Below are 26,513 nucleotides of genomic sequence, written 5' to 3'. Positions count from 1 at the left end.
GCCCCTTGGGCCTGTTTCCAGCTGGAAAGACCCAGCTTTTCGCCCCCCAGGGCCGAAAAGCTGGACCTTTGTAGCTGGATTTAGCCGATTGGGGGCGCCGAGCAGGCGTGCGGCGGGCGCGGGGCGGGACGAGCGGGCGTGGGGCGGGACGAGGCGGCCCCGGCGGGCAGGCGGGCCACAGGCGGGGCGAACCGACACAGCCCCCAGGCGAGGGCGCGAGCAGACAGCTCAGTAGGCAATCGGCAACCAAGTCGGAGCGAAAATAGACTAAGCGGTACATAGGGTGCTAGATTCTCACCCGTCATACATTCCCCCTGAATAAGGAGACCCCCATGCGTATGAAGCGCACCCTTGCCACCGTCGCCGCGGCCGCCATCGCCGCCACCGGCCTGGTCGCCTGCTCCGACGACTCCAACGACAACAAGGACAACAACGCGAAGGACGGCGGCAACGTCACCGTCAAGATCGGCACGACCGAGTCCGACCAGGAAGCCTGGCGCGTGTTCAAGGACCTGGCCAAGGACAACGGCATCAACCTGGACATCGTCCAGTTCTCGGACTACTCGCCGGTCAACGAGGCGCTCGCCCAGGGCGAAATCGACGTGAACAAGTTCCAGCACATCAAGTACCTCGCCGCCTACAACCAGTCCTCCGGCAACGACCTGCGCATCGTCGGCTCCACCGAGATCGTGCCGCTCGCGCTGTTCTGGAAGGACCACACCTCCCTCGACGGCATTGAGGGCAAGGAGATCGCGATCCCGAACGACCCGTCCAACCAGGGCCGCGCGATCAACGTGCTCGTCCAGGCCGGGCTGCTCAAGCTCAAGGGCAACATTGCCGACGAGCTCGCGCCGACACCGACCGACATCGACAAGGACGCCTCCAAGGTCTCCGTGGTCCCGGTGGACGCGTCGCAGACCCCGTCCGCCTACAACGAGGGCCGCCCCGCGATCATCAACAACACCTGGCTGGACCGCGCCGGCATCGAGCCGAGCACCTCCATCTTCCAGGACGACCCGAACTCCAAGGAGGCCGAGCCGTACATCAACGTCTTCGCCGCCCGCAAGGACGACATTGACGACGAGACGCTGAACAAGCTCGTCGAGCTGTGGCAGACCCCCGAGGTCGAGGAAGCGGTGGCGAAGGACTCGAAGGGCACCTCCGTGCCGGTCTACCGCGACAAGCAGGAGCTCAACGACATCCTCGACCGCCTGCAGAACAAGTAGTAGAAGTAAGGGACCACCACTATGCGTACCAAGCGCTTTCTCGCCGCGGCGGCAGCGGCGCTCATCGCCTCCACGGGGCTTGTGGCCTGCTCGTCGGAGACGGAATCGTCGTCGTCAAGCAAGGGCGACGGCGACAACGTGACGGTGAAGATCGGCACGACCGACGCCGACCTCAAGGCCTGGAGCGTCTTCGCCGACGAAGCGGAGAAGAACGGCATCCACCTGGACATCGTGCGGTTCTCCGAGTACCCGCAGGTCAACCCGGCGCAGTCCGAGGGCCAGATCGAGATCTCGAAGTTCCAGACCATCAACTACCAGGCGCAGTACAACGCCACGTCCGGCAAGGACCTGCGCATCATCGGCTCCGGCGAGATCAACGTCCTCGGCCTGTTCTGGAAGGATCACACGTCGCTCGACGGCATCGACGGCCAAGAGGTCGCGATCCCGAACGACCCGTCCAACCAGGGCCGCGCGATCAACGTGCTCGTCCAGGCGGGCTTGCTCAAGCTCCGCGACGGCGCACCGAAGCTCACGCCGACGCCGGCGGACGTGGACAAGAACGCCTCGAAGGTGAAGGTCGTCGCCGTCGACGCCTCGCAGACGCCAAACGCGTACAACGAGGGCCGTCCCGCCATCATCAACAACAACTGGCTGCAGCGCGCGGGCATCGACCCGGCATCCTCCGTCGCGGCGGACGATCCGAACTCGGAGCTCGCGGAGCCGTACATCAACGTCTTCACTGTCTCGGGCGACGACCTGGACAACCCGACGTACGAGAAGCTCGTGGACATCTGGCAGTCGCCTGAGGTGACGGAGGCGCTCAACGAGGACTCCAACGGCACGGCCGTGCAGGTCCAGCGCTCGAAGGAGGACCTGAACAAGATCCTCGACAACCTCGTGGAGGAGTACAAGTAAATGGCTGCAACCGGCACCCGGATTGAGTTCCGGAACGTTTCCAAGGTCTTCAAAACCAAGGATCGCGAGGTCACCGCCGTCGACGACGTCACCCTGACCGTCGAACCCGGCGAGATCCTCGGCGTGATCGGCTACTCGGGTGCCGGCAAGTCCACGCTTGTCCGCCTCATCAACGGCCTCGACATGCCCACGAGCGGGCAGTTGCTTCTCGACGGCACCGACGTGGTCGGCATGCCCGAGCGCGAGCTGCGCGAGATCCGCCGCAACGTGGGCATGATCTTCCAGCAGTTCAACCTGTTTTCCTCTCGCACGGCCGCGGGCAATATCGAGTACCCGCTCAAGCTGGCCGGCGTGGGCAAGGAGGAGCGCAAGCGCCGCGTCGCCGAGCTGCTCGACTTCGTGGGCCTGTCCGAGCGCGGCGAGAACTACCCGGAGCAGCTCTCCGGCGGCCAGAAGCAGCGCGTCGGCATCGCCCGCGCGCTGGCGACCAACCCGTCGCTGCTCCTCGCCGACGAGGCCACCTCAGCCCTCGACCCGGAAACCACCCTGGAAGTGCTCGGCGTGCTGCGCCGCGTCAACGAGGAGCTCGGCATCACCATCGTGGTGATCACGCACGAGATGGACGTCATCCGCTCCATCGCCGACAAGGTCGCCGTGATGGAGAACGGCCGCGTGGTGGAGTACGGCAGCGTATACGACGTCTTCGCCAACCCGCAGACGGCCGTGGCGCAGCGCTTCGCCGCCACCAGCCTGCGCAACACGCCGGACGAGGTGGAGCGGCGCGAGCTGCTGGCCACGCCCGGGCGCCTGTTCACCGTGGACCTCACAGCGGACTCCGGCTTCTTCGGCGCCGCCGAGGCCGCCCGCGCGCGCGGCGTGGTCGTCGAGCCGGTGCACGCCGGCATCACCACCCTCCAGGAGCGTTCGTTCGGCAAGATGACGGTCCGCCTCAACGGCGACGACGCCGCCATCAACGACTTCCTGTCCACCCTGCAGCGCACGACCGAGATTGAGGAGATCACCCGATGAGCTCTGGCATCACCGAGTACGTACTGGCGGCCCCGAACTGGGACTCGCTGTGGCCCACGTTTGTCGACGCCGTCGGCGACACCCTCTGGATGGTCGCCATCACCATGGTGGTCGGCGGCTTCTTCGGCCTCGTGTTGGGCCTGCTGCTCTACACCACCCGCCCCGGCGGCATCCTGCAGAATAAGGTCGTCTACACGCTGATCAACGTGGCGGTGAACTTCTTCCGCCCCATCCCGTTCATCATCATGATCGCGATGCTCTACCCGGTGACGCACTTCGTCGTGGGCACAACCATCGGCCGCGGCGCGGCGACGTTCGTCATGTGCTTCTGCGCCACGTTCACCGTCGCCCGCATCGTGGAGCAGAACCTCGTGGCCATCGACCCGGGCGTCATCGAGGCGGCGCGCTCGATGGGCGCGAGCCCATGGAAGATCATCACCTCCGTCATCCTCCCCGAGGCGCTCGGCCCGCTCATCCTCGGCTACACCTTCATCTTCATCGCCGTGATCGACATGTCCGCCATGGCCGGCTACATCGGCGGCGGCGGCCTGGGCGACTTCGCCATCGTCTACGGCTACCGCGCCTTCGAACCCCAGGTCACCTGGGCTGCCGTGCTGGTCATCGTGGTCATCGTCCAGCTCGCCCAGTTCCTGGGCAACTGGCTGTCCAAGAAGGTCATGCGCCGATAGGTTTGGGTGCCATGAAGGTTGCGGCGTTCGACTTCGACGGCACTCTCCACCACCCCGGCCTCGGGTTCCGCCCCGAGGACATCGCCGCGATCGATGCCTGGCGCGCTGCCGGGCATCTTGCCATTTCCGCCACCGGCCGCTCCCGCTCGGCGCTCGCCCACGGCATGCGCGGCAGCGGGCTCACCTTCGACTACTGCGTGCTCTCCAACGGCGGGTCCGCCACCGACGGCGCGAACCGCGAGCTCCTCTTCGGCTACGAGGTCGACGGCGCCGTCGTGCGCCAGACTATCGACGCCTACGGCACCCACCCCGGCCTCGCCATCTTCGGCACCACGCTCGGCCACGTCGACGGCGTCTTCGCCAACAACACCGGCGCGGACCACGACTTCACCGCCCACTTCTCGCCGATGACCGTCGCCGACATCCCCCTCCACCGCTTCGCCGTCGTGCCCATCTGGGTGCCGGGCCGGGCGCGCCTGCGCGCGGAGATCGTCGACTGGGCCCGGGCCCTGGGCACCGTCGAGGTCGCCCAGAACCAGGACTACATCGACCTCATGGCCCCGGGCCGCTCGAAGGGCGCGGGCATCCTCCAGCTTCTCGACGTCCTCCGGCTCCCCCGCGACACCGTCGAGCTCTACACGTTCGGCGACTCCTGGAACGACCTGACCATGCACGCGCTCGCCGACTCCTCCCACAGCTTCCCCCACTCCCCCGCCGAGGTGCGGGCCGCCACGGACCGCGTCATCGGGTCGGTGTCCGAGGTGCTCCCGGAGTACATGTAGCGGGCTAGCGCGGGGGCTACTGCCGCGCGACGCCCACGGCCACCCAGGCGCGGCTGTCTTTCGGATCCTTCCCGCACGAGTCGACAACACCGGAAACCGGGCGCTGCTCCAGCTCGACGGCGTAGGTATCCCCGCTGGCGGTGTGGGTGACGGTGGTGGAGGCGGAGCTGCCGTCGATACGCGTGGGCTCGACCGCGAACTCGCCGTAGCGCGCGCCCGGGACCTCCGCTGCGACCGCGAGCTCCGCGACCTGCTCGACCGGGCCGAGCGTGCCGCGCCCGCGGTTGCCGGGCACGAAGTATGCGCCGTCGGCGGCCGCGGCGAGCATCGCGTCGGTGGCCTCGACGTTCATGCGCCCGAAGCTGTACGCCCACGGCATGAGCAGCATTGTCGGCGCGAAGCGGTGGCCCTTGATGTGGGAGGTCTCCCAGACCATGTCGTTGCCCGGGCCGAAGGGGTGACGCTCGTTGAGCTCGTTGACCAGCGGGCGGCCCTTCATGGCGCAGCAGCGGTCGCGCTTCGCGTGCGTGCAGATGAGCAGCAGGGGGCGGTCGCGTTCGCGCGCACCGTTCTTGCCCGGGCCGGAGAGGTCGAGGTCGAGTAGCGCCTCGGGCCCGTCGACGTGCATCACCTCGGTGACGGCCTGGTCGGCGAAGACGAGGTAAAGGTGGTGGTCCGCGATGTCGCGGCCCTCGCGCGTGGGGTGGCGGATGAGCAGCAGGGTCGCGTCGTGCTCGGCGAGCAGCGGTTTCAGCTGGGCGGTGAGCTCCTCGCCCAGCGCCGCGTCGCCCATCACGTCGCGCGGCCACGGGCCCGGCCACTCGAACAGCACGTACGTGGCGCCCGGCTTCGCGGTGCCGGGCAGCGGTTCGACCTCTACATCGGAGCACAACTGCATGCCGTCAGCTTAGCCTCGCCTTCCCCGCACAAGTCGCGGCAACTTGTACAACGATCCAAGTTATGACGTTTGCGTAACCATTTCCGTTTTCGCCCGAAATCTTTTTGCGCTCCACGGCGCAGTAGATACGGTGGCGGGGTGCTGAAAAAGATCCGACCCCGCGCCGTCCTCGCCGGCGTGTGCAGCGTGGCGCTGGCCACCTGCACCGCCTGCGGTGGCATGGTCGAGTCGGAGACCCTGGCGGGCAGCCTCGCCGCGCCCACCCAGCAGGCGGGTCCGCTCGGCTCCGCCAACCCCGCCCCGAAGACGCAGCGGCCGTCCGCGCCGTCCCAGCTCGCCGTCACGGGGGTGCGCGTCGGGGCGCACGACGGGTTCGACCGCGTGGTAGTAGACCTCGAGGGCGAGGGCGAGCCCGGCTGGTTCGTGGATTACACCTCCACGCCGATGCAGGAGACCGTCGGGCACCCGCTGGAGGTGGCGGGCAACGCCTTCCTCAACATCAACATCGACGGCACCGTCTACCCCTTCGAGCTGGGCCACGACAACGACGTCCCGGTGCAGATGGCGGGCGACACCGGCAACGTCATCGACGCGGTGAGCGCCGGCACCTACGAGGGGCGCAGCCAGGTCGTTGTGGGCCTGCGCTCCGAGCTGCCGTACTCCGTGCAGGTGCTGCACGATCCGACGCGCGTGGTCGTCGACATCGTGCAGAAGTAGCCAGCGCAGAAGTAGCTAGTACACCGCCTCGACCCGCCAGCTGCGCCTGCTCCACACCAGCAGCCACCCAGTCGTGGCGCCCTCGGGCCCGCCCTCGCGGCCCACGACCTGCATGCGCGCCACCCGGCCCGCGGGCGCCTCGGCCTGGGTCCACCACCCCTCGTCCACCGGCCACGGCCCCGCCCACCCGGTGACGAGGTAGCGCTTTTCGCCCCAGGCCAGCCCGTACGGCTCGGCGGACAGGAGCGCCTCGGCGGTGACGATGACGGGGGTACCGGAGGCGTCGATAAGCATGATGCGCGAGGCGGGGTGGTCGATGCCGCCTCCAAGGCGCGCGGGCAGCGGCGCGGGGATCGCCCCGGGCCACGCATGCTTCTCGACGCCTCCCGGTTCCTCCCCGAACGGCACCATCGCCACGCGCTCGGCCACCCCGCGCCCGCCGACGAGACGCGGCTGGAGCACGGCGTCGATGCCGAGCTGGGACTGCACGCGCTCCACCACCCGGCGCGCGGTGTCCGTGGACGCGCCGCCGGCCCACAGCTTCCCCACCGGCTCCGGGGCGGCGAGCTCGAGCGGCTCGAGCAGGAGCGAGGTGATGCCGCCGCCCTCCCCCTCCCCCTCGCCCCCGCCGAGCGCGCGGGAGGAGGTCAGCCATCCGTCGAGCTGCCAGCGCACTCGGTCCGCCGTCGCCGATTCGGTGAGGGCGTCGCGGGTGCGCCACACGCGCTCGAGCCGGGTGCCGTCGCCGAGCTCCGCGACCACCTTGAGGCGCAGGCAGTTGCGACCGGTCGCCGCGAGCCGCTCGTGCAGGCTGGCGGCCAGCGCGCGGGCGGCGAACGCCGCAGCGTCGACGCGCTCGATGGGGTCCTCGGGCGTGACCGCGACGGCGAGGTCCTCGACTGCGATCTCTGGGGCGACGCGGCGGTCCGGCGCGGCCGCGGCGATGCGGTGGACGCGCATCCCGTTCGCGCCGAAGCGCGTGGTCACCGCGGACGGGGGCAGCGCCGCCAGCTCCCCGAGCGTGGCGATGCCGAGCTGCCCGAGCGCCCGCACCGTGCCCGCGTCGGCGCCGAGGGCCTCCTCCGCCACGAGCACGCCGATGGGCTGGGCGGCGAGGAAGTCTTTCGACGCGCCGGGGGCCACCACCTCCGACGCGCGGGCGGCGATGACGGCGGTGGCGATCTCGTCGGCGGCGCCCACGAAGGCGTCGATGCCGCGGCGCGAGGCGGCGTCGAGAAGCATCTCCAGCGCCGTGTCCTCCCCGCCGTGGAACGCGCCGGCCGCGGCGAGGTCCGCGACGACGAGCCCGGGGCGCAGCACCTCGACGCTCGCGGCGACGTCGTCGAAACTCGCCGCGAGCGAGGCGAACATCCGCCCGTCGCGGTCCGGGTTGTCCTCCACCACCGTCAACTCCGGCGCGACGGCCTGCGCGTTGCGCACCTTCATCCCGCGCCGGATGCCCACCTTGCGCGCCGCGTGGGAGCACGCCTTCACCCGGTGGTGCGCCGCGACGGCGATCGGCTCGGCGAGCGCGTCGCCCGCATCCAGCCGCGCCGCCTGCACCGGCCAGTCCGGAAACCACAGCGCCACCGTCCTCATGTGACGAGCCGGAGCCTTTGCTTCTCGACGCCACCGGTGGCCCCCTCCGCGGCCCCCAACGTCACCCGCGCGCTCGCCGGGCGGGTGCCCTTCGCCTCCGCGCGGACGTCGAAATCGATGCCGGTGATGCGCCCGGTGCCGCGCCCGATGCCGTGGAACTGCGCGAGCGTGCCGGTGAGCGTGAGCGCCGGCGACGGCACCGCGACGTTGACGCACACGAGCGCCGCCTGCCCCTTGCGGATCCGGGCCAGCAGGGGCCGGGCCCGCACCGGGCTGAGTGCGAGCGGGCTGCGGGTGCGCAGGACGACCAGGTCGAGGCCCTCGGCGAGGACACCGGCGACCGAGAGGTCGTCGATACCCGGCTCCGGCACCGCGACGACGCGCTCGAGGGCATCCTCCTCGATGCCGGCGTACGAGAGCTCCGGCCACCCCACCATGCCCGCGCGCCCGCCGGCCTGCACCACCTGGCCGATGAGCTCCACGATGAGCGCCGGGGTGTCACTGACGTGCGCGACCGCCCGGCGCGGCAGTCCGCCGTTCGGCAGCACGAGCGAAAGGCCGCCCGCCACGGCAAGCGTCTCCGCGTCCTCGACAACCTGTTCCGGCACCTCCCCGCCGATGGCGGCCATGCGGGCGCGCAGCTCGGCGATCTGGTCGGCGCGCGAGGGCTGAGCTGGCGGTTCCTCCGCGACCGCCAGGTTCGATACCGCTCGAATAGGTGTTCCACTCACGCCAGATAGTATGCACCCCGGGGCCGACACAGGCAACGCTCCTGGTCGAACATGTTTGCGCATACATTGTCCCGGGCAAGCATGTCGCCGCGCCGCGAAGCTGACCGGATAAGCTGCCCGGCATGATCCCGATCAGCGCAGCAGAGGCCCGTAACCGCGTCACCCCGATCCCCACCCCGACCGTTGTGCGGTCGGTTGGTTCGCTCGGCGTGGGCGGGTCCATCGGCGTGATGGTCTCGCAGGCCCCGCTGGGCGTTAAGGTGGTTGTGGCGATCCTGTGCGTGGTCGCCGCCGTCGCCGTCACACTGCTGCACCCCTACCGCAAACAGCTCCGCGCGTTTGCGGAGGACAAGAACGTGGCCAGGGTGCCGTCGATAGGCATGGTGCTCCCCCTGATGTTGTGGTGGCTGGCGCTGATGCTCGCGCCGCTCGCCCACTGGTCGACGGTGGGCGCGTGGGTTGCGGGCGCGCTGGCGGCCGCGGCGGCGTGGGTGCTGTACCCGCACGTGGATGGGTCGCGGCGCCTCGCGTACGCGTAGAGCTAGTAGAGCTACTCGAAAGAATCTACTCGAAAGCCTTTCAAGTAGACGTGTTTTCGCAGCTCAACCTAGAAACATTCACTTTCGAGTAGCTTTCTAGTAGCTTTCGAGCTACCGCAACGGCCCCTCCAGCAGCCACACTGCCCGAGGGTCCCGCGGACCTTTACCGCGCCATTGAATAAGCCCCTCCTCCCGCAGCGCCTTCAACGCGCGGCGGGCAGGCGGGGTCGAAATCCCCAAGGCATCTGCAACCTCACCCGTAGACATTGGCCTGCCTTTCGCTTGCATGACTGCCAGGACGCTACCGGCGTGGGGCGGGAGGGAGTCCGCGGTCTTCGGATCAAGCCGCTGAACCGCCTTCAACGTAAGCAGAACACTTCCGCTCGTCTGCTGGTAAATCGGGTCCGCAAAACCCACTCGCCGCATGCCAGCGAACATACGGCGAATGCCCTCGCCGAGTTCTTGGCCAATCCGAAGCTCCGCCGTCACGCGGGCAATGAGGGGATTGCGTGCAAAACGGGCAATAGATTCGGGCCGTGTGGGGTTCACCAACCCGGGAAAGCGCCCCGGACTCGAAACTTCGATGCGAGACGGGTAAATCTCAAACCGCACATGGTCGCCAGCCATGCTGTACGACCGGTGAATGACAGCATTCACCAACCCCTCAAGCCAAACGTCGTGCGGGATAAGGTTTTCATCCTCGAACAAACCCGAAGCCCCCAGTCTCCGAACTTGAGGCAGCATCCCCTCAATCACCTGCTGAGCTGCCCGAATTTGCTGCGGCAACGGCCCCCCGAACCGTTCATCGGCCAAAAGCTGCTGCTGGTGACCCGCGAGCCGTTCATCCTCACCAAACCGAAGAACTCGGACGTGTGCGTTTGGGAAAAACTCTTGCGGATCTTTGCCGAAGAGCAAAATTGCCGCTGTGCGAGGCCTGCCTTCACGGTCGATGAGATTTCTTGCCCTGAGAGCGTCTTCAGCGGATGTGGAACCAATAGCGTTGGCATATTCACCAACTGCCTTCATATCGATATCCCCCATATCGACACGGGGCGGTACCGTCGCATCGAACTGCTGCTCGCCCTTGGTGTAACGCAGTTCGAGAATGCCGTCTGCATTCAGCAACCGAGATTCGTCGCCGACACGCAGGAAACAGTCCCCCGACCGCAAATAATGCACACGCTCACTCGGGTCCACATGAAACAGGTAAACCTGCGCACCGTCGCCGACATCAAACGGCTCGATCCGAACACGCACGGTTGGATCCGTGTGATCGAGCGATGTTTGTCTCAAATCATTGTCCTGTTTAGGCGTCGGCACCCCATCGAACTCCCGGTCAGTAATTCCGACAGCAATAATGCCGCCCTCCGCATTAGCCATACCGACGATGGTTTTGGCGAGATCCTTCGGCTTGATACGGAAAGACTTTCGCTCGAACCATTGATCTTCCGGTAGACGCAGGAGGAGGCTCGGGTCATCTCGATAGTTTCTTTCGGGGTTCACGCGAGGAATTCTACTCGAAAGGCTTTCTAGTAGACGAGTTTTCGCAGCTCAACCTAGAAACATTCCCTTTCGAGTAGCTTTCCAGTAGCTTTCGAGCTCCGCGGGAGCTGGTCACAGGCAGACACCGGCGCACTCCCACCCGGCTGCACCATCTGTCCGCAACGCGGATAATGGCGCGCATGGCTCAAAACTCTTCGACGTCACTGAAGCACATGTGGGACACCCGCCCGCGCCGCATCCCGAAGGACGCGGGCGGACGCGCCGTCATCGCCGGGGTGTGCGCCGGCTTCGGCCAGCGCTACAAAGTGGATCCGGTGGCCGTGCGCGTCGCGTTTGTCATCCTGGGTCTCGCATTCGGCGGGGGAATCTTCGCCTACCTGCTGTGCTGGATGTTCATGCCGCGCGTGGGTATGGACATCACGCCGGCGAAGGCGATTGTCACGCCGAAAGAGCAGCTCAGCCCGCGCGAGATTGAGGAGCGCAAGCCCGGATGGTGGCTGCTCATCGGCCTGATCGTGTTCCTGCCCGCGCTGAGCCAGGCATCGGACGTGCGCGGCGCGCTGATCAGCTTCGCCGCGTTCTTCCTCGTCTGGTTCTTCACCTACGCGCGCCAGCCGGAGCCGCCGGCGGGCCCGGGCGGTAACGACGACCTGGTCTGGCGCGGCTAGCGGTAGGCCCGAACCGGCCGCAGCGCCCGGCTAGCGGTAGCGCTTCGGCACGTCCGGCTCGCCGAGGGTGAGCATGAGCCGGTTCGCCCAGTTGAAAAACGCGGACGAGTTCACCACGTCCAGCACCGCAAGATCGTCCAGGCCCGCGGCCCGCAGCGCCTCCACGTGTGGCGTGCCAAACGCAAACGGGGTGCGGGTCAGCGCCACCGCGGCGTCCCGGATGGCGTTCCACAGCTTGGAGGCGAGGTCGGCGGTGACGCCTTCGTCGAGAAGCGAGTCAATGGCCTCCGCGTCGCCTCCCTCATCCTTGGAGCGGCCCTGGTGCACAGACGCGCAGTACTCGCAGCCGTTCAGGCGCGAGGCCACGGTGGCGGCGAGCTCGCGCTCGGCACGGCCCAGGCCGCTTTCGGTGTTGTAGCAGTACCGGCGCCTCCACGGGCGACCGGCGAACAACCTGGTGGCGGAGGTGCTTGAGGTCCGCGGGAGCGACGTCGAGGCGTGCGTGCCCGCAGCACCACCGACCATGCACCGCTCCGCCCAGCAGCAGTTGGACGCCATGGTGGGCCTCCAAGGTGTCAAGGACCAACTTGCCCGAGTTCGGCAACGCCCGCTGGGTGCGCAACCTCTTCGAGGCTGCGGTGCAGCGGCAAGCGGTCAGACTCGCGTCATCTCCGGGCGATTTAAGCGAGCTACGTATCGACGACCTGACGGCCCCCTCACCCTAACGCCCACGCCGCCCCCACCCGGTGAGCTGGAACCGGATGTCAGGGCCACTAACCTAAATCCCGCGCCACCGCCCAGCGCGTGAGTTGATTCCGGTTTGAGGTCTGGGTCTTGCGCAGGATGTTGGAGGCGTGCGTTTCCACCGTCTTCACCGAGATGAAGAGCCTTTCCCCGATTTCCTTGTACGTGTAGCCGCGAGCAAGCAGGCGCAGCACCTCCAACTCGCGGCGGGTGAGCGAGTCCACCGTCGGGTCGGTCTCTTCCACAACCGGGCCTGAGGCGAACGCGTCGAGCACAAAACCGGCAAGGCGCGGCGAAAAATACGCGTCCCCGCCGCGCACACGCTCAACCGCCTCAGCGAGCTCCTCCCCCGAGATGTTCTTAGTCACGTACCCGCGCGCCCCCGCCCGGATCAGCGCGATGACATCTTCCGCAGCGTCGGACACCGAAAGCGCCAGGTACTGCGGCTCCGGCGCGCGCTTGATCACCGCGAGTCCCCCGCCGTCGGGCATATGCACATCCAGCAGCACGACATCGGGTTGCGTGTCTTCGATCCCACGCACCGCCTCGGCGACGGTGCCAGCTTCCCCAACGACGTCTAATTCGGCACCGCTCGCAGCAGCGAGTTCTGCGCGCACGCCAGCGCGGAACACGGAGTGGTCATCCACCAAAAACACGCGGGTCATAGCGTCAACGCTAATTCGATCTCGGAGCCATTGCTTGGCGACGATTCCACGCCCACGCGACCGCCAGCCTTTTCAACCCGGCCAATAATGGAATCCCGCACCCCGTGCCGATCCTCCGGGATCGCGCCCACGTCGAAGCCGGTGCCGCGATCCCGGACGAACACAGTGAGTTCGCCGGCTAGGTGCTCCGCGTACACGTCGATAGTGTCCACTCCGGCGTGCTTCGCCGCGTTGACCATCGCCTCCCTCGCGGCAAGTACGACGGCCTCGGTGCGCTCGTCGAAGGCCACATCCTCACCCACCGTCACCGGCTGGATCACCACCCCGAACATGTCCTCCACTTCCCCGGCTGCTTTCTGCAATGCGGCGAAGGTGGTGGTGTGGTTGGGCGTGGCGTCGTCGAAAAGCCAGGCTCTGAGCTCGCGTTCCTGGCTGTGCGCGAGGCGCGTCACCGCGGCTTCATCGCCCGCTTCCTTCTGTATGAGCGCCAGCGTCTGCAACACCGAATCGTGCAGACGCGAGGCGATCTCGGCGCGCTGGTCCGCCACCGCCTTCGCCTCGCGCTCGGCAACGAGCGAGTTTGCCAGCTTCACAATGAGCGGGACAACGAGCACCGCTACACCGACCACAGTGACCAGCACGGAAACCACGACGCCGGCCACTCCGGCGCTCTCCCCGAGCACCGCCACTGCCAGCGCCCCGGCGATGATGAGCACCGCGCCGAGCGTGAGCGCCGCAACGTTGGCCGCGGTTCCCGTGCCGCGGTCGTACGCCTGCAGCGCGATCACCGCACCGACGATAAGCACGCCGAGCACGAACACCACGGTCGCGCCCGCCCCCGACGACACTTGGAGCGCGATCAGCGCACCTGCAAAGCCCAACGCCACAAGCCCCACGTTGACTGGACTGAGGCGCTGCCGCGTGACAGGCTCGTCAGTCCTGCTCAACGGCACGAACATCCACAACGCCGCGTAAAGCAGCGCGCCAAAGCCACCGGCGAAGCTAGCCGCCACGAAAAACAGCCGTACCCACTTCACATCCAGCCCAAGATGCCGCGCCGCACCGGCCGCCACACCGGCGACGACCCGCTCAGAGCGTTCTCGCGTCATCTTCGGATACAAGGATGCAGGCATGCACACTATGGTTCCACGACACCACCCACCGGCACATCAGGGATCACCCTGACGCGAAAAATCAGGGGCGATCCCGATACCGCTTTCCACCGGCGCAACGCAGGATGGAGGCATGGAAACACGAAGCACCCTCACCCAGATGTGGGACACCCGCCCGCCCCGCATCCCGGAGGACCAGGGCGGCAAAGCTGTTGTCGGCGGCGTCTGCGAAGGCATCGGCGCCCGTTACCAGATCGACCCAGTATTCGTTCGTGTCGTCTTCGCAGTACTCTCGCTCGCCTTCGGCGGCGGCATCTTCCTGTACCTTCTGTGCTGGATCAACATGCCGCGCTTCGGCATGACCCGCAGCCCCTGGAGCGCCGTTGTCACCTCCGGCGAGGAGCTCACGACGCAAGAGAAGAAGGAGCGTGACACCGGCTGGTGGCTGCTTCTCGGCATGCTCATCTTCTTCCCCTCGATATCGGTGGCAGGCGACGCACGCGCTGTGCTAGTCACCTTCATCCTGTTCGCCGCCGGCTGGTACTTCGCGCATCAGCGTCAGCCCGAACCCCCCATGGGCCTGCTCGCTGGACCGCCGGAGCCTTCGCTTCACGACGCCACCCCAACCCTCGACACCTCCCACCTCACCCCACCGGAGGGCTACCCTCACCCGGGTAAGGGCCTCAAACCCCCAGCGTGGGACCCGCTCGGGGCCGCCCCTGATCTCTGGCACTTGCCTGATCCGGTGGAGCCGACGCACGCGCAAAAACCCACCAGGAACCGCGGATGGATCTGGGTTCCCGTAGCCGGGCTGGTGGTAGGCATTCTTGCCGCGGCAACCATGAAGACCGGCGGGCACTTCGAGGTGCGGTTGGGTCCCGAGAGCGAACAGCAGAATGACGTCGAGGTCACCGACTTCGACCTGACGTTTGAGGACGCCGAATCCATCCCGGACATCGATGGATTTGTTGGCAGCCAGCGAATCGACCTGTCGCGCCTTGAGCCGCTCAAAGAGCCCAAGACGGTCAACGTGTCCATCCTCGTTGGACAGCTTGATGTTGTGCTGCCGAGCAACGCTCCCGTCGAGGTTCACTGCACGACGAGTATCGGCGACACCGACTGCCCGCTTGGGAAACAGAACGAAGACAAGGACGGTGAGCTGCTCACCCTCAATCTCACGCAGCGCGTCGGAGCGATCACCGCCACGTTGCCGGAGTAGCCCCCCATTGTCCACTCGAAGCACAACGCCCGAGGAGCATTGCGCTCCTCGGGCGTTGTCATCGGCCTACTCCCACTCGATGGTGGCCGGCGGCTTCGAGGTCACGTCGAGCACCACGCGGTTGACGTCGGCCACCTCGTTCGTGATGCGGGTGGAGATGACCTCGAGCGTCTCGTAGGGCACGCGGACCCAGTCGGCCGTCATCGCGTCCTCGGACGCCACCGGGCGCAGAACGATCGGGTGGCCGTACGTGCGGCCGTCGCCCTGCACGCCCACGGAGCGCACGTCCGCGAGCAGCACGACCGGGCACTGCCAGATCTGCTCGTCGAGCCCCGCCTTCGTCAGCTCCTCGCGGGCGATAGCGTCGGCGGCGCGCAGGGTCTCCAGGCGCTCCGCGGTCACCTCGCCGATGATGCGGATGCCCAGGCCCGGGCCCGGGAACGGCTGCCGGTTGACAATCACCTCGGGCAGGCCGAGCTCGCGGCCGACCGCGCGGACCTCGTCCTTGAACAGCAGGCGCAGCGGCTCGACGAGGGTGAACTCCACGTCGTCCGGCAGGCCGCCGACGTTGTGGTGGCTCTTGATGTTCGCCGTGCCCGTGCCGCCGCCGGACTCCACCACGTCCGGGTAGAGCGTGCCCTGGACGAGGAACTGCACGTCCTCGCCGTCGAGCACCCCGGCGACCGCGCGCTCGAAGGAGCGGATGAACTCCGCGCCGATGGCCTTGCGCTTCGCCTCCGGCTCGGTCACCCCGGCGAGCTTGTTCAGAAACGCCTCGCGCTCGTCGACGGTGACCAGCTTCGCGCCCGTCGCCGCGACGAAGTCCTGCTCCACCTGCTCGCGCTCGCCTTGGCGCAGCAGGCCGTGATCGACGAACACGCAGGTGAGCCGGTCCCCGATCGCGCGCTGCACGAGAGCCGCCGCCACGGCCGAATCGACGCCGCCGGACAGGCCGCAGATAGCGCGGCCGTCGCCGACCTGCTCGCGGACGCCCTCGATGAGCTGCTCCGCGATGTTCGACGCGGTCCAGTTCTGCTCCAGGCCCGCGATGTCGGTGAGGAAGCGGGTGAGCACCTCCTGGCCGTGCGGGGAGTGCAGCACCTCCGGGTGGTACTGCACGCCGGCGAACTTTCGCTCCGGGCACTCGAAGGCGGCCACGGGCGCGCCCGGCGTCGAGGCGGTGACGGTGAACCCCTCGGGGGCGCGGGTGACGGAATCGCCGTGGGACATCCACACCGGGTGCTCCTCGGTCAGCCCCGCGTGGAGCCTTCCGCCGTCGATACGCATCTGCGTCCTGCCGTACTCGCGCGCCCCGGTCTGGGCGACCTCGCCGCCGAGCGTGCGCGTCATGAGCTGGAAGCCGTAGCAGATGCCGAAGATCGGCAGCCCGAGCTCGAAGATCTCGGGGTCGAGCTGCGGGGCACCCTCCTCGTACACCGACGACGGGCCACCGGAGAGGATGAGGGCCTGCGGGTCTTTCGCGCGGACCTCGTCGGCGGTGATGGTCGACGGCACGACCTCGGAAAACACGTTCGCCTCGCGCACGCGGCGGGCGATGAGCTGCGCGTACTGCGCGCCGAAGTCTACAACAAGGACGGGGCGTGTTTGCGGAGTAGTCACACCGCCAGATAGTAGCCGATCCGGTTTCCGGCCCCGCAGCTTGTGCACCGCTCACCGGCACCCGCACAATGATCCCCATGACACTGCGCGCCCCTGCCCCCGTCGAGCCCGCCCCCGACCGGGTCGCCGTGCTGTGCATCCTCGGCTCCTGTTTGTTCCTCCAGCTCGGCGCCGCGCTGGCCACGCAGCTGTTCCCGCACGCCGGGACGTGGGCGACGAGTTCGCTGCGCGTGCTCATCGCCGGCGTCATCCTCCTCGCCGTCTCCCGGCCCGCGATGTGGCGCTGGACGCCGGAGCAGTGGGGCTGCGCGCTCGTGCTCGGCGTCTCGCTCGGCGCGATGAACGGCTTCTTCTACGCGGGCATCTCGCGCATCCCGCTCGGCGCCGCCGTGACCATCGAGTTCCTCGGCCCGCTCTTGCTCGCGGCGGCGCTGTCGCGCTCCGTGCGCGACGGCATCTCCGTCCTCCTCGCGCTCACCGGCATGGTGCTGCTCGGCGTGGACTCCTACTCCGGCGAGCTCCTCGACCGCGTCGGCGTCGCGCTCACGCTCGTGGCCGGCGCGTTCTGGGCACTCTACATCCTGGCCAACAAGCGCACTGGCGCGCTCATCCCGGGCCAGGGCGGGCTCGCCGTCGCGCTCACCGTCGGCGGCCTGGCCACGCTGCCGTTCGGGTTCCGGGGCGTGCTCGTAATCGCCACGGACCCGCACCTCATGCTCGTCGCGGTGGGCACGAGCGTCATGGCGTCGCTCATCCCGGCCACGCTCGAGCTCATTGCTATGCGACGCCTCCGGCCCCAGGTCTTTTCCATCCTCATCTCGTTCGAGCCGGCGTTCGCCGCGCTCATCGGATGGATCGTGCTGCACCAAGATCCGAGCGCGCTCAAGCTCGCCGCGATCGCACTGGTGATCAGCGCGTCGGTGAACCAGACGCTCGCCGGCCGCCGGCTGCGCAAGACGATGCCGCCGGCCGTGTAGGGGCCGGCTCGGCGCTGGGCGGTTAGCGGACGGTCTCAGCGAGGCGGTCGAGCGCCGCGCGGACGTCGTCGGTCGACGGCGCCTGCGCGAGCTTCTCCGCAGAGTGCTGCAGCTGCGAAATCGAGGCGTCGGCGGCCTCCATCGCCTTGTTCACCTGCTCCACCAGCGGCAGCACCTCGGGGCCCATCGTGGCGTCGTTCGTGTTCTGGGACCAGCGGCGGATCATCTCGAGCGGGATCTTCGTCAGCTCGGAGATGGAGTTGACCTTCAGTTCCACGCGGCGGCGGAAGGACGAGTGCAGGAACACCGCGTCGTCCATCTCCCGGACGTCGGCCTCGAGCGCGTCGACAAGCAACTGCATCGAGACCGCGGTGTCCGCGCCGGAGTTCTGCTCGGTGGCAAACTGGGTGGTCTGCGCGGTGTGCAGGCGGGCAAGCGCGATCGCCATGCGTGCGTTCGCGGTCTTCGCGTACAGCTCCTCCGCCACCTCGGCAAGGGACTGCGCGTTTTCGTCGATAATCCCGCGCATCGTAGCCCACACCTGCAGCGGCGCGAGGAGGAGGGTGCGCGACGCGCCCTCCGTGACCACGTTTTCCATCTCCGCCTTGACGTTGTTCGTCACCGCGTTCTCCTCGACGAGGGTGGCGCTGGCCTTGCGCAGCTCGTCCGCGGCCTCCTTGATCTCGGTCTGCACGGACATGAAGGAGTCGAGGTCGCGGTAGAGCGCCACCGCGGCGTCGTAGATCGGGCCGGAGCCCTCCGGCAGGGTGAACCCGGCGTCCTCGAGTGCCTGCACCTCGGCCGGCAGGCTGTCGCGAATGAACGCCTCGTAGTCCGGGAGCAGCTCCGCCATCTTCTCAGCACCGGCGATGGCGCGCTCGCGGCGGCCGACGCCGTTCGCCTGCGCCTCGTGCTCGACGAGGTTCGCTTCCTGGTACACCGCGCCCGCGGCCTCGAAGCGGTCCGTCATCGGGCGGGTGCGCACGGAGAGGTAGCCGCCGTTCGGCAGCGGGGTCACGGTCGCCAGCACGTCGTACGCCGAGCCGCTCTTCGCCTTGTTGCGCACGTACCCGGCGAACGGGCGACCCGCCTCGATCGTGTCCCACATGAGCTTGAACACGCCGCCCGGCATCTCTTCGTTGCGGATGAGGTTGTGCGGCTTGCCGATCATCTCGTCGGCCCCGTACTGCGCGTAGCGGATGAACACGTCGTTGACGTGCGTCATCACACCCTTCTCGTCGGTGACCGAGAAGAAGATGTCGTTCACCTCGACCTCGTGGGAGGGACCTTCAGGCGCGTCGCGGAGGATTGTCACACGGCTAGACATGGGTAGCTACATCCAATTTCTTACGTCCGGATTGCCAAATCGGCTTTCTGAAATGCTTTGACATCAGTATAGCCACACTTTCCCATGATTCTGCGCAGACCTCCGACGAGGTTGAGCTTGCCCCACGGGTCGCTCGACGGACCGAAGAGCACCTCCTCAAGCGGCACCTGCGCGCCACTGAGCTCGTTGCGAACCCCGCCGCGCGGGAACCGCGGGTGCGCGGACTGCGCCTCCCAGTACACGCCGCGGCCGGCCGCCTCCGACGCCTGCGCGAGCGGCTGGCCGAGCATGACGGCGTCGGCCCCGCACGCGAGCGCGGCGGCGATCTCGCCCGAGCCGGTCATGTCCGCATCCGCGAGGACGTGGACGTAGCGCCCGCCCGTCTCGTCGAGGTAGTCGCGCCGCGCCGCCGCGACGTCTGCGATGGCCGTGGCCATCGGCACGCGCGTGACCGTTTCGCTCTCGCCCGAGCCGACGATCACGCCGGCCACGCCGGAGCGCATGAGGTGCGTCGCGGTGGAGTAGTCGAACACCCCGCCGGCCACGACCGGCACGTCGAGGGAGCCGACGAACTCCTTGAGGTTGAGCGGCTCGCCGCCCTGCTGCACGTGCTCGGCGGAGATGACCGCGCCCTGGATGAACAGGATCTCCGCCCCGGCGGCGATGACCACCGGCGCGAGTTCTCGCGCGTTTTGCGGGCTCACCCGCACCGCGACCGTCACGCCGGCGTCGCGCACCTGGGCGATGCGCTCAGTGAGCAGATCCCGGTCCAGCTCCGCCGCGTGCAGCTCCTGCAGCGCGCGGACGGCCCGCTGGCCGGCGTCGATGTACTCGCGGTACTGATCCTCCGAGACGATGCCGAACGGCTGCTTGGCGGAGGAAACGACCCTGCCCACCGCGTCGTCCAAGGACGCGTGGCGGCCCCACAGCCCCTCCGCGTCGATGACGCCGAGTCCGCCCTGCTTGCCCAACTCGATGACGAACTCGGGGCTCGCCAGCGCGTCGGTCGGGTGGGAGACGAGGGGGATGCCGAAGGTGTAGGCGTCGATATGCCAGCTCGTGTCCACGTCCTGGGAGGAACGCGTGCGGCGGCGCGGCACGATCGAAAGATCCCGCAGCTCGTACGCCCGGCGGGCCTCGCGCCCGATGCCAATTTCCACGTAGTCGCGCATTGGCACTCCCCTACCGGCGGTAGTTCGGCGCTTCGACGGTCTGCGTGATGTCGTGCGGGTGGGACTCGCGCAGGCCGGCAGCGGTGATCTGGACGAACTGCTTCGTCTGCAGCTCCTCGATGGACGCGGCGCCCGTGTAGCCCATCGCCGCGCGCAGGCCGCCGACGATCTGGTGGGTGATGGAGTCCAGCTCGCCGCGGAACGGCACGCGCCCCTCGATGCCCTCCGGCACGAGCTTGTCCTCGCTGGTCACGTCCGCCTGGAAGTAGCGGTCCTTGGAGAAGGAGCGCTTCTCGCCCGTCAACCCGCGACCCTGCATCGCGCCCATGGAGCCCATGCCGCGGTAGCGCTTGTACTGCTTGCCGCCCACGACGACGATCTCGCCGGGCGCCTCCGCGGTGCCGGCGAGCATGGAGCCGAGCATGACGGTCGACGCGCCGGCGGCGAGCGCCTTAGCCACGTCGCCCGAGAACTGCATGCCGCCGTCCGCGATGATGGGCACGCCGGCCGCCTTCGCGGGCACCGCCGCCTCGAGGATCGCGGTGATCTGCGGCGCGCCGACGCCGGCGACCACGCGCGTGGTGCAGATGGAGCCCGGGCCGATGCCGACCTTGATGGCGTCGGCGCCCGCGTCGATCATCGCCTGCGCGGCGGAGCGGGTGGCCAGGTTGCCGCCGACGACCTCGACGCGGTCGCCGAACTCCTGCTTCACGCGCGAGACCATCTCGAGGACACGGTTGTTGTGCGCGTGCGCCGAATCGACCACGAGCGCGTCCACGCCCGCCTCGACGAGCAGCCCGGCGCGCTCGAACGAGTCCTCGCCGGTGCCCACGCCCGCCGCGACGAGCAGGCGCCCGTCGGCGTCCTTCGACGCGTTCGGGTACTGCTCGCTCTTCACAAAGTCCTTCACCGTGATCAGGCCGGCGAGCGTGCCGTCCGGCGCCACGATCGGCAGCTTCTCCACCTTGTTCGCGGAGAGCAGCGCGAGGGCCTCCTGCTTATCGACGCCCTCCGGCGCCACCACGAGCGGCATCGGGGTCATGACCTCTTTGACCTGGCGCCCGAAGTCGGGCTCGAAGCGCATGTCGCGGTTCGTGATGATGCCGGCGAGACGGCCCGCCTCGTCGACGACCGGCAGGCCGGAGATGCGGAACCGGGCGCACAGCGCGTCGACCTCCTCGAGCGTCATGTCCGGCGTCGCGGTGACCGGGTCGGTGACCATGCCGGATTCGGAGCGCTTCACGATGTCCACCTGCTCGGCCTGGTCCTGCGCGCTGAGGTTGCGGTGAAGCACGCCGATGCCGCCCTGGCGCGCCATCGCGATCGCCATGCGGGACTCAGTGACGGTGTCCATTGCAGCCGAGGCGATCGGCATGCCGAGGCGGATGTTGCGGGTGAACTGCGAGGCGGTGCTCACCTCGGACGGCACGATGTGGGATTCCGCCGGCAGCAGCAGCACGTCGTCGAACGTGAGGCCGCGCAGCGCCACCTTGTTCGGATCGTCCCCACCAGTCCACACTCGATCGTTTGCCATCGCCGTTGTCTCCTCTCCCACGCACGTCGCGCTCCGGTCAGTGCCCGCCATGATATAACGACGCCCGGGTGCCGGTTCAACGCGGATTGGCCTACTCCGCCGGGGGTTAATAGGCTGGCACACGTGAACTACGACGACATGATGCCGCTGGACCCGTTCGCGAACGACCCGAACGATCCGGCATCCTTCATCGACGACGATGAGGCAGTGGAGCCACTCTCCCCCGAGGAGCGGGTGGCGGTCATCCAGGACCTCTCACACGTGCGCGACGCCCAGCGCATGTTGAAGCCGCGCGGCATCCTCGGCGTGTCCTTCCTCTGCGAGGACTGCGACCAGATGCACTACTACGACTGGGAGATCATGGAGCAGAACATGATCGCCTCGCTGAACAACGAGCTGCCCCCAGTGCACGAGCCGAGCGCGAACCCGAACGTCGAGGCGTACGTGCCATGGGATTACGCGATGGGCTACCTCGACGGCCTCGAGGGGCGCTAGTTTATCGACGACCCGGCCGGCGGCACGGCGCGCGGGCTGTGCACGACCTGCGCGTCATTGCCCAGCTGCCCGCCCGAGACCACGACGGGCGCCTCGACGGCGGCTTCCTCCGTTCGCACGGTGTCATCGCCGCGCTCCGGCTGCGGCTGCGGCTGGGCCGGCTGCGACGGCGAGGACACGGCCGGGGAGGTGCGGCGCGCCGACTCCGAGCCGGACGCGGTACCGGATCCAGCGCCAGTGCCGGCGGTCTTCGTCCCCGCCGCCGACGACGGCTGGGCGCTCGGCTGCGCATCGCCCGTCGCGGCGCTCGCTGGCGCGGCCGGGGTGGCGGGCGATGCGGCGGCCGAGGACGCCCCCGCCTCCGAGGTGCGCTCCCGCTCCGTGACGTCCGACTTCACGTGGGAGGTCTCCGGCACCTCGGTGACGGTCAGCGTCGACGTCACGGTCTTCGGCTGCTTGTCCTCCTGGCCGCCGAGGATGCGCGACGGGCGCTCCTTCAGCGACGCGACGAGTCCGCGCGCCTGCTCGAGCAGGTTGCGGGTGGATTCCTCGTCGCCGCTCTGGCTCGCCACCTCGAGCTCGTCGAGCGTCGTCGCCAACTCCACCATCGTCGTGTCGCGGTGGCTCTGCGCGTTGCCGTAGAGCACGGCGCCGGTGCCCACGCAGGCCACGGTCGCGGCCGCCGCGCCGATGAGGCCGGCGACCCAGGGGTTGGCCGTGCGGCGCTTCGCGCGGGCGGCGTCGAGCGAGGCGACCTCGCCGTTGCCCCCGTCGCGCCGCACCGTAGTGTCGGCGCCAGCGTCAAGCACCGGCGCCGGCGGCATCGGGCGGTCGATGTCCGCCTTGAGGCCAAGCAGCGCGGCGGCAAGCGGGTCCGTGCCGCCGGAGACGTCGTCGCCGCGGGACAGGGCGTCGAGGAACGCGTCGCTTTCCGCAAACTCCTCCATGCGCGGATCATATTGCCGTGTCATAGCTCCGGCTGCCCTCCTTCAAGTTGATCCCGCAGCTTCGCCAACGCTCGATGCTGGGCCACACACACCGCCCCGGGCGTGCTGCCGAGCACTTCGGCCGTCTCTTCTGCGGAAAGCCCAACGAACACGCGCAGGATGATGATGTCGCGGGCCTTGTCATTTAAAGAATCGAGTAATGCCCGCACAGCGTTACTGCCGTCGGCAACGAGCGCCGCGTCCTCCGGTGTGAAAGCCGCAACCTCGGTGTCGGGCACCTCGTCGGTCGGGTTGGTCTTGTCGCGCGCCATCGTGCGGTGCGCGTCCGCGACCTTGTTAAACGCGATGCCGTACACGAACGCCATGAACGGACGGCCCGTGTCGGTGTAGCGCTCGATGGACGTCGCAACCGCGAGGCAGATCTCCTGCGCCACGTCTTCGGGGGTAGGCATCCGGCCACCCCCGATGCGGGCTCTCGCGTAGCGCAGCACGCGCGGGTGGATGATCGCGATGATGCGCTGCAGCGCCCGCCGGTCCCCGCCCGCTGCAGCGGGGACCAGCGACGCGAGTTCCGCGTCCTCGTCGCCTGTGGCCACGCACATCTCCTTCCGGTGGTCTGAACCCGTACATCATATGCGCCACCCCCGGCTTCCTCGCGCTACCGACCTTTCGCCAGGAATTCATTTGCGCGTAACCCCCAGCCTTTGAGCAGGTCACGGGAATTGTTTTCACATCTTTTGCCGTGCCGACAATCACTAGTAACCGCGGCGTCACCCACCGTTAACCGGCGGGGTTCACACTGCTTTTCGGTTACCCGTCAGAGATCAGCTCGAAGGAGTTCTTCCCCTATGTCTTTGCCGCATTCACTTCCCGGACCGAACGCTGACTTTTGGGATTGGCAGCTGCACAGCGCGTGCCGGGGGGAGGCCTCCGAGATCTTCTACCACCCGGACGGGGAGCGCGGCCGGGCGCGCACCCAGCGCGAGAACCGCGCGAAGGCGATCTGCTTCAGCTGCCCGGTGCTCACCCAGTGCCGCGAGCACGCGCTGCGCGTCGCCGAGCCGTACGGCATCTGGGGCGGCATGAGCGAGTCCGAGCGTTCCGCGGTGCTGCGCGGCGCGGCCGGCGGCATGAAGGTCGCCGCGGCCTCGGCGAAGTAAGCCCCCCAACAGGAAATGCCCCGTCAAGTGACGGGGCATTTTGCGTATCGACGACGCTTCGCGCCAGCCCTCTAGTGGGCGTGACCCGCCTCGTCGTCCTCTTCCGCCGGCTTCGTCACCACGGACGCCTCCGTGGTCAGCACCATGCGCGCCACGGACGCGGCGTTCACCACGGCGGAGTGGGTCACCTTCACCGGGTCGATGATGCCCTGCTCGATGAGGTTGCCGTACTCGAGCGTGGCGGCGTTGAAGCCCTCGCCGTTGCCCATCTCGGCGACCTTGGACACGACCACGGCGCCGTCGAGGCCCGCGTTGTCGGCGATCCAGTAGGCCGGCTTGGACAGGGCGCGGGCCACGGCCAGCACGCCGGTCTTCTGCTCGTCCTCGAAGCCCTCGGCGAACTGCTCGAGCTCGGAGGCGATCTGCACGAGCACCGAGCCGCCGCCGGCGATGATGCCCTCTTCCGCCGCCGCGCGGGCGGCGTTGATGGCGTCCTCGACGCGCAGCTTGCGCTCGTTCTGCTCCGTCTCCGTGGCCGCGCCGACGCGCAGCACGGCGACGCCACCGGAGAGCTTGGCCAGGCGCTCCTCGGCCTTCTCCTTGTCCCAGGTGGAGTCGGTGTTCTCGATCTCGCGGCGGATCTGGCCACGGCGCTCCTCGACGGCCTCGGCCGTGCCGGCGCCGTCGACGATGACGGTGTCGTCCTTCGTCACCGTCACGCGGCGTGCGGAGCCGAGCTGATCCAGGGTCGCGTCCTTGAGGTTGACGCCGACCTCCGGGTCGATGACGGTCGCGGCGGTGACCACCGCGAGGTCGTCCATAAACGCCTTGCGACGCTCGCCGAAGTACGGCGACTTCACGGCGACGACCTTGATCACCTTGCGGATCGAGTTGACCACCAGCGCCTGCAGCGCCTCGCCCTCGATGTCCTCGGCGACGACGAACAGCGGCACCGAGTCGGTGGCCACCTGCTCGAGCAGCGGGAGGAAATCGGGCAGCGAAGAGATCTTGTTGCGAACGAGCAGCACGCGGGCGTTGTCCAGCACGGCCTGGCCGGCGTCCGGGTCGGTCATGAAGTACGGGGAGAGGAAACCCTTGTCGAAGGAGATGCCCTCGGTGAGGTCCACGTAGGACTCGATGGACTGGGACTCCTCGACGGTGAGCACACCATCCTTGCCCACCTTGTCCATCGCGCCGGCGACCATCTCGCCGACCTCCGGGTCGCGCGAGGACACGGTGGCCACGTTGGCGATCTCAGCGGAGGATTGCACGTCGGTGGCGCGCTTCTTCAGCTCCTCGACGACCTTCTCAGACGCGGCGGCGATGCCCTTGTTCAGCTCGATCGGGTTCGCGCCGGCCGCGACGTTGCGCAGGCCCTCGGCGACGAGCGCCTGGGCGAGCAGCGTCGCGGTGGTCGTGCCGTCGCCGGCGATGTCGTTCGTCTTCACGGCGACGGACTTCACGAGCTGCGCACCGAGGTTCTCAAACGGGTCCTCGAGGTCGATGTCGCGGGCGATGGTCACGCCGTCGTTGGTGACGGTCGGGCCGCCCCAGGACTTCGAGAGCACGACGTTGCGGCCGCGCGGGCCGAGCGTGACCTTCACCGCGTCGGCGAGCGTGTCCACGCCGCGCTGGATGCCCTCGCGGGCCTCCTGGTCAAATGCGATGAGTTTTGCCATGGGTGCGCTTACTTCTCGACGACTGCAAGCAGGTCACGCGCAGAGAGGAGCAGGTACTCCTCGCCGTTGTACTTCAGCTCGGTGCCGCCGTACTTGGAGAAGATGACGGTGTCGCCCTCCTTGACGTCGACGGCGACGCGGTTGCCGTTGTCGTCGAGGCGGCCCGGGCCCACGGCGATGACGACGGCTTCCTGCGGCTTCTCAGCAGCAGAATCGGGGATAACCAGGCCGGAGGCGGTGGTGGTCTCGGCCTCGGCGATCTGGACGAGGACCTTGTCCTCCAGCGGCTTGATGTTGACGTTTGCCATGATCAAAAACCTTTCATCGGTGATGTTTCAACTGTTCAGGTCTGAACGAGGCGCAGCCGTCGTCGCGGGTGAACAACTGTGCTTCACACAACCTGCTTTGGCACTCTACCCTCGCGAGTGCCAGGCAACAACCAACGCGCGACCTAGCGGTTACGCACCGCGTTGCTCCAGAGTTCGAACTCCTCAGCGTTGTCGTTGCGGTAGTGCTCGACGGCGCGGATGGCCTGGATGACCTTCTCCACCGTCGCCTCGTCGACG

General features: G+C 68.1%; 27 protein-coding genes and 1 pseudogene. 13 read left to right on the top strand and 15 right to left on the bottom strand.

Features of this window, described 5'->3' with window-relative positions:
• The first annotated feature begins 332 nt into the window (after positions 1-332).
• The 5 genes from CJEDD_RS02470 to CJEDD_RS02450 are packed head-to-tail and all read left to right on the top strand — an operon-like array spanning position 333 to position 4,641.
• Positions 333-1,226 (top strand): MetQ/NlpA family ABC transporter substrate-binding protein, encoded by an 894-nt coding sequence (locus CJEDD_RS02470; RefSeq protein WP_042409546.1) that lies wholly within the window; start codon positions 333-335, stop codon positions 1,224-1,226.
• 21 nt (positions 1,227-1,247) lie between these two features.
• Positions 1,248-2,141, top strand: a complete 894-nt coding sequence (locus tag CJEDD_RS02465; protein ID WP_042409549.1) for a MetQ/NlpA family ABC transporter substrate-binding protein — start codon at positions 1,248-1,250, stop codon at positions 2,139-2,141.
• Positions 2,142-3,170 (top strand): methionine ABC transporter ATP-binding protein, encoded by a 1,029-nt coding sequence (locus tag CJEDD_RS02460; RefSeq protein ID WP_042409552.1) that lies wholly within the window; start codon positions 2,142-2,144, stop codon positions 3,168-3,170.
• Between the two features lie 8 nt (positions 3,171-3,178).
• Positions 3,179-3,859, top strand: coding sequence for a methionine ABC transporter permease (locus tag CJEDD_RS02455; protein WP_042409566.1), 681 nt, complete (start codon positions 3,179-3,181; stop codon positions 3,857-3,859).
• Positions 3,860-3,870: 11 nt separating this feature from the next.
• On the top strand, positions 3,871-4,641 hold the full coding sequence (locus CJEDD_RS02450; RefSeq protein WP_052333859.1) for an HAD hydrolase family protein: 771 nt from the start codon (positions 3,871-3,873) through the stop codon (positions 4,639-4,641).
• Positions 4,642-4,657: 16 nt separating this feature from the next.
• On the opposite strand, the gene CJEDD_RS02445 is transcribed toward CJEDD_RS02450, so the two are convergent.
• Entirely contained in the window at positions 4,658-5,539 is an 882-nt protein-coding gene (locus CJEDD_RS02445) for a sucrase ferredoxin (protein ID WP_042409558.1), read from the bottom strand.
• 138 nt (positions 5,540-5,677) lie between these two features.
• On the opposite strand from CJEDD_RS02445, the gene CJEDD_RS02440 reads away from it, so the two are divergent.
• Positions 5,678-6,256, top strand: coding sequence for an AMIN-like domain-containing (lipo)protein (locus CJEDD_RS02440; RefSeq protein ID WP_232297766.1), 579 nt, complete (start codon positions 5,678-5,680; stop codon positions 6,254-6,256).
• 15 nt (positions 6,257-6,271) lie between these two features.
• On the opposite strand, the gene CJEDD_RS02435 is transcribed toward CJEDD_RS02440, so the two are convergent.
• Together CJEDD_RS02435 and CJEDD_RS02430 are read right to left on the bottom strand one after the other, a co-directional pair.
• Positions 6,272-7,855, bottom strand: a complete 1,584-nt coding sequence (locus CJEDD_RS02435) for a Y-family DNA polymerase (protein WP_273657596.1) — start codon at positions 7,853-7,855, stop codon at positions 6,272-6,274.
• Entirely contained in the window at positions 7,852-8,586 is a 735-nt protein-coding gene (locus CJEDD_RS02430; protein WP_232297769.1) for a hypothetical protein, read from the bottom strand. Before CJEDD_RS02430 ends, CJEDD_RS02435 begins: the two co-directional genes overlap by 4 nt.
• A 122-nt stretch (positions 8,587-8,708) precedes the next feature.
• Between CJEDD_RS02430 and CJEDD_RS02425 the strand changes: the two genes are divergently transcribed.
• The gene (locus tag CJEDD_RS02425) at positions 8,709-9,125 is read left to right on the top strand and encodes a hypothetical protein (protein ID WP_042409688.1); all 417 of its coding nucleotides are present in this window, start codon (positions 8,709-8,711) and stop codon (positions 9,123-9,125) included.
• A gap of 111 nt (positions 9,126-9,236) precedes the next feature.
• Here the strand turns inward: CJEDD_RS02425 and CJEDD_RS02420 are convergent, their stop codons facing one another.
• Positions 9,237-10,628 carry an RNA-binding domain-containing protein gene (locus CJEDD_RS02420; RefSeq protein ID WP_042409683.1) on the bottom strand — a complete coding sequence of 464 codons (1,392 nt, stop codon included), beginning with the start codon at positions 10,626-10,628 and terminating at the stop codon, positions 9,237-9,239.
• Between the two features lie 179 nt (positions 10,629-10,807).
• On the opposite strand from CJEDD_RS02420, the gene CJEDD_RS02415 reads away from it, so the two are divergent.
• The gene (locus tag CJEDD_RS02415; protein WP_198133022.1) at positions 10,808-11,296 is read left to right on the top strand and encodes a PspC domain-containing protein; all 489 of its coding nucleotides are present in this window, start codon (positions 10,808-10,810) and stop codon (positions 11,294-11,296) included.
• A gap of 30 nt (positions 11,297-11,326) precedes the next feature.
• On the opposite strand, the pseudogene CJEDD_RS02410 reads toward CJEDD_RS02415, so the two are convergent.
• A pseudogene (locus CJEDD_RS02410) lies at positions 11,327-11,713 on the bottom strand (peroxidase-related enzyme); the annotation flags it as partial.
• 155 nt (positions 11,714-11,868) lie between these two features.
• Between CJEDD_RS02410 and CJEDD_RS12310 the strand changes: the two are divergent.
• Complete coding sequence (locus CJEDD_RS12310; protein ID WP_198133021.1) at positions 11,869-12,021, top strand: hypothetical protein; 153 nt, start codon at positions 11,869-11,871, stop codon at positions 12,019-12,021.
• 48 nt (positions 12,022-12,069) lie between these two features.
• Here the strand turns inward: CJEDD_RS12310 and CJEDD_RS02405 are convergent, their stop codons facing one another.
• The gene (locus tag CJEDD_RS02405) at positions 12,070-12,705 is read right to left on the bottom strand and encodes a LuxR C-terminal-related transcriptional regulator (protein WP_042409680.1); all 636 of its coding nucleotides are present in this window, start codon (positions 12,703-12,705) and stop codon (positions 12,070-12,072) included.
• Positions 12,702-13,838 (bottom strand): ATP-binding protein, encoded by a 1,137-nt coding sequence (locus CJEDD_RS02400; RefSeq protein ID WP_273657595.1) that lies wholly within the window; start codon positions 13,836-13,838, stop codon positions 12,702-12,704. Before CJEDD_RS02400 ends, CJEDD_RS02405 begins: the two co-directional genes overlap by 4 nt.
• A 112-nt stretch (positions 13,839-13,950) precedes the next feature.
• On the opposite strand from CJEDD_RS02400, the gene CJEDD_RS02395 reads away from it, so the two are divergent.
• Positions 13,951-15,036 carry a PspC domain-containing protein gene (locus CJEDD_RS02395; RefSeq protein ID WP_042410250.1) on the top strand — a complete coding sequence of 362 codons (1,086 nt, stop codon included), beginning with the start codon at positions 13,951-13,953 and terminating at the stop codon, positions 15,034-15,036.
• A gap of 66 nt (positions 15,037-15,102) precedes the next feature.
• Here the strand turns inward: CJEDD_RS02395 and guaA are convergent, their stop codons facing one another.
• Positions 15,103-16,656 (bottom strand): glutamine-hydrolyzing GMP synthase, encoded by a 1,554-nt coding sequence (gene guaA, locus CJEDD_RS02390; protein WP_042410248.1) that lies wholly within the window; start codon positions 16,654-16,656, stop codon positions 15,103-15,105.
• A gap of 77 nt (positions 16,657-16,733) precedes the next feature.
• Between guaA and CJEDD_RS02385 the strand changes: the two genes are divergently transcribed.
• On the top strand, positions 16,734-17,633 hold the full coding sequence (locus tag CJEDD_RS02385) for an EamA family transporter (RefSeq protein WP_273657594.1): 900 nt from the start codon (positions 16,734-16,736) through the stop codon (positions 17,631-17,633).
• A gap of 22 nt (positions 17,634-17,655) precedes the next feature.
• Here CJEDD_RS02385 and CJEDD_RS02380 read toward each other — a convergent pair whose 3' ends face one another.
• Genes CJEDD_RS02380 through guaB form a run of 3 tightly spaced genes read right to left on the bottom strand, consistent with a single transcriptional unit; the run spans position 17,656 to position 21,666 of the window.
• Positions 17,656-18,960 carry a PAS domain S-box protein gene (locus CJEDD_RS02380; RefSeq protein WP_081764505.1) on the bottom strand — a complete coding sequence of 435 codons (1,305 nt, stop codon included), beginning with the start codon at positions 18,958-18,960 and terminating at the stop codon, positions 17,656-17,658.
• A 20-nt stretch (positions 18,961-18,980) separates the two neighbouring features.
• Positions 18,981-20,132 carry a GuaB3 family IMP dehydrogenase-related protein gene (locus CJEDD_RS02375; protein WP_042406352.1) on the bottom strand — a complete coding sequence of 384 codons (1,152 nt, stop codon included), beginning with the start codon at positions 20,130-20,132 and terminating at the stop codon, positions 18,981-18,983.
• Between the two features lie 10 nt (positions 20,133-20,142).
• Positions 20,143-21,666: an IMP dehydrogenase gene (gene guaB / locus CJEDD_RS02370; RefSeq protein WP_042406349.1), complete on the bottom strand. Its 1,524-nt coding sequence runs from the start codon at positions 21,664-21,666 to the stop codon at positions 20,143-20,145.
• A gap of 123 nt (positions 21,667-21,789) precedes the next feature.
• Between guaB and CJEDD_RS02365 the strand changes: the two genes are divergently transcribed.
• On the top strand, positions 21,790-22,161 hold the full coding sequence (locus tag CJEDD_RS02365; protein ID WP_042406346.1) for a DUF5319 domain-containing protein: 372 nt from the start codon (positions 21,790-21,792) through the stop codon (positions 22,159-22,161).
• Here the strand turns inward: CJEDD_RS02365 and CJEDD_RS02360 are convergent.
• A complete protein-coding gene (locus CJEDD_RS02360; RefSeq protein ID WP_157034442.1) occupies positions 22,158-23,132 on the bottom strand; it encodes a hypothetical protein in 975 nt (324 codons plus the stop codon). The two genes, CJEDD_RS02365 and CJEDD_RS02360, sit on opposite strands and share 4 nt — an antisense overlap.
• Complete coding sequence (locus CJEDD_RS02355; protein ID WP_232297692.1) at positions 23,129-23,704, bottom strand: sigma-70 family RNA polymerase sigma factor; 576 nt, start codon at positions 23,702-23,704, stop codon at positions 23,129-23,131. The genes CJEDD_RS02360 and CJEDD_RS02355 overlap by 4 nt, the downstream gene beginning before the upstream one ends.
• Before the next feature lie 252 nt (positions 23,705-23,956).
• Between CJEDD_RS02355 and CJEDD_RS02350 the strand changes: the two genes are divergently transcribed.
• Positions 23,957-24,268, top strand: coding sequence for a WhiB family transcriptional regulator (locus tag CJEDD_RS02350; protein ID WP_042406339.1), 312 nt, complete (start codon positions 23,957-23,959; stop codon positions 24,266-24,268).
• Between the two features lie 71 nt (positions 24,269-24,339).
• Here CJEDD_RS02350 and groL read toward each other — a convergent pair whose 3' ends face one another.
• Both groL and groES read right to left on the bottom strand, forming a co-directional pair.
• Positions 24,340-25,947 (bottom strand): chaperonin GroEL, encoded by a 1,608-nt coding sequence (gene groL, locus CJEDD_RS02345; protein WP_042406336.1) that lies wholly within the window; start codon positions 25,945-25,947, stop codon positions 24,340-24,342.
• Positions 25,948-25,955: 8 nt separating this feature from the next.
• Positions 25,956-26,255: a co-chaperone GroES gene (gene groES, locus CJEDD_RS02340; RefSeq protein ID WP_042406332.1), complete on the bottom strand. Its 300-nt coding sequence runs from the start codon at positions 26,253-26,255 to the stop codon at positions 25,956-25,958.
• Between the last annotated feature and the right edge of the window lie 258 nt (positions 26,256-26,513).

It is taken from the genome of Corynebacterium jeddahense, assembly GCF_028609865.1.
In the GTDB taxonomy this organism is placed as follows: Bacteria; Actinomycetota; Actinomycetes; order Mycobacteriales; family Mycobacteriaceae; genus Corynebacterium; species Corynebacterium jeddahense.
Note: the sequence above shows the minus strand (reverse complement) of the source record. Positions and strands in the feature narration are given on the sequence as shown.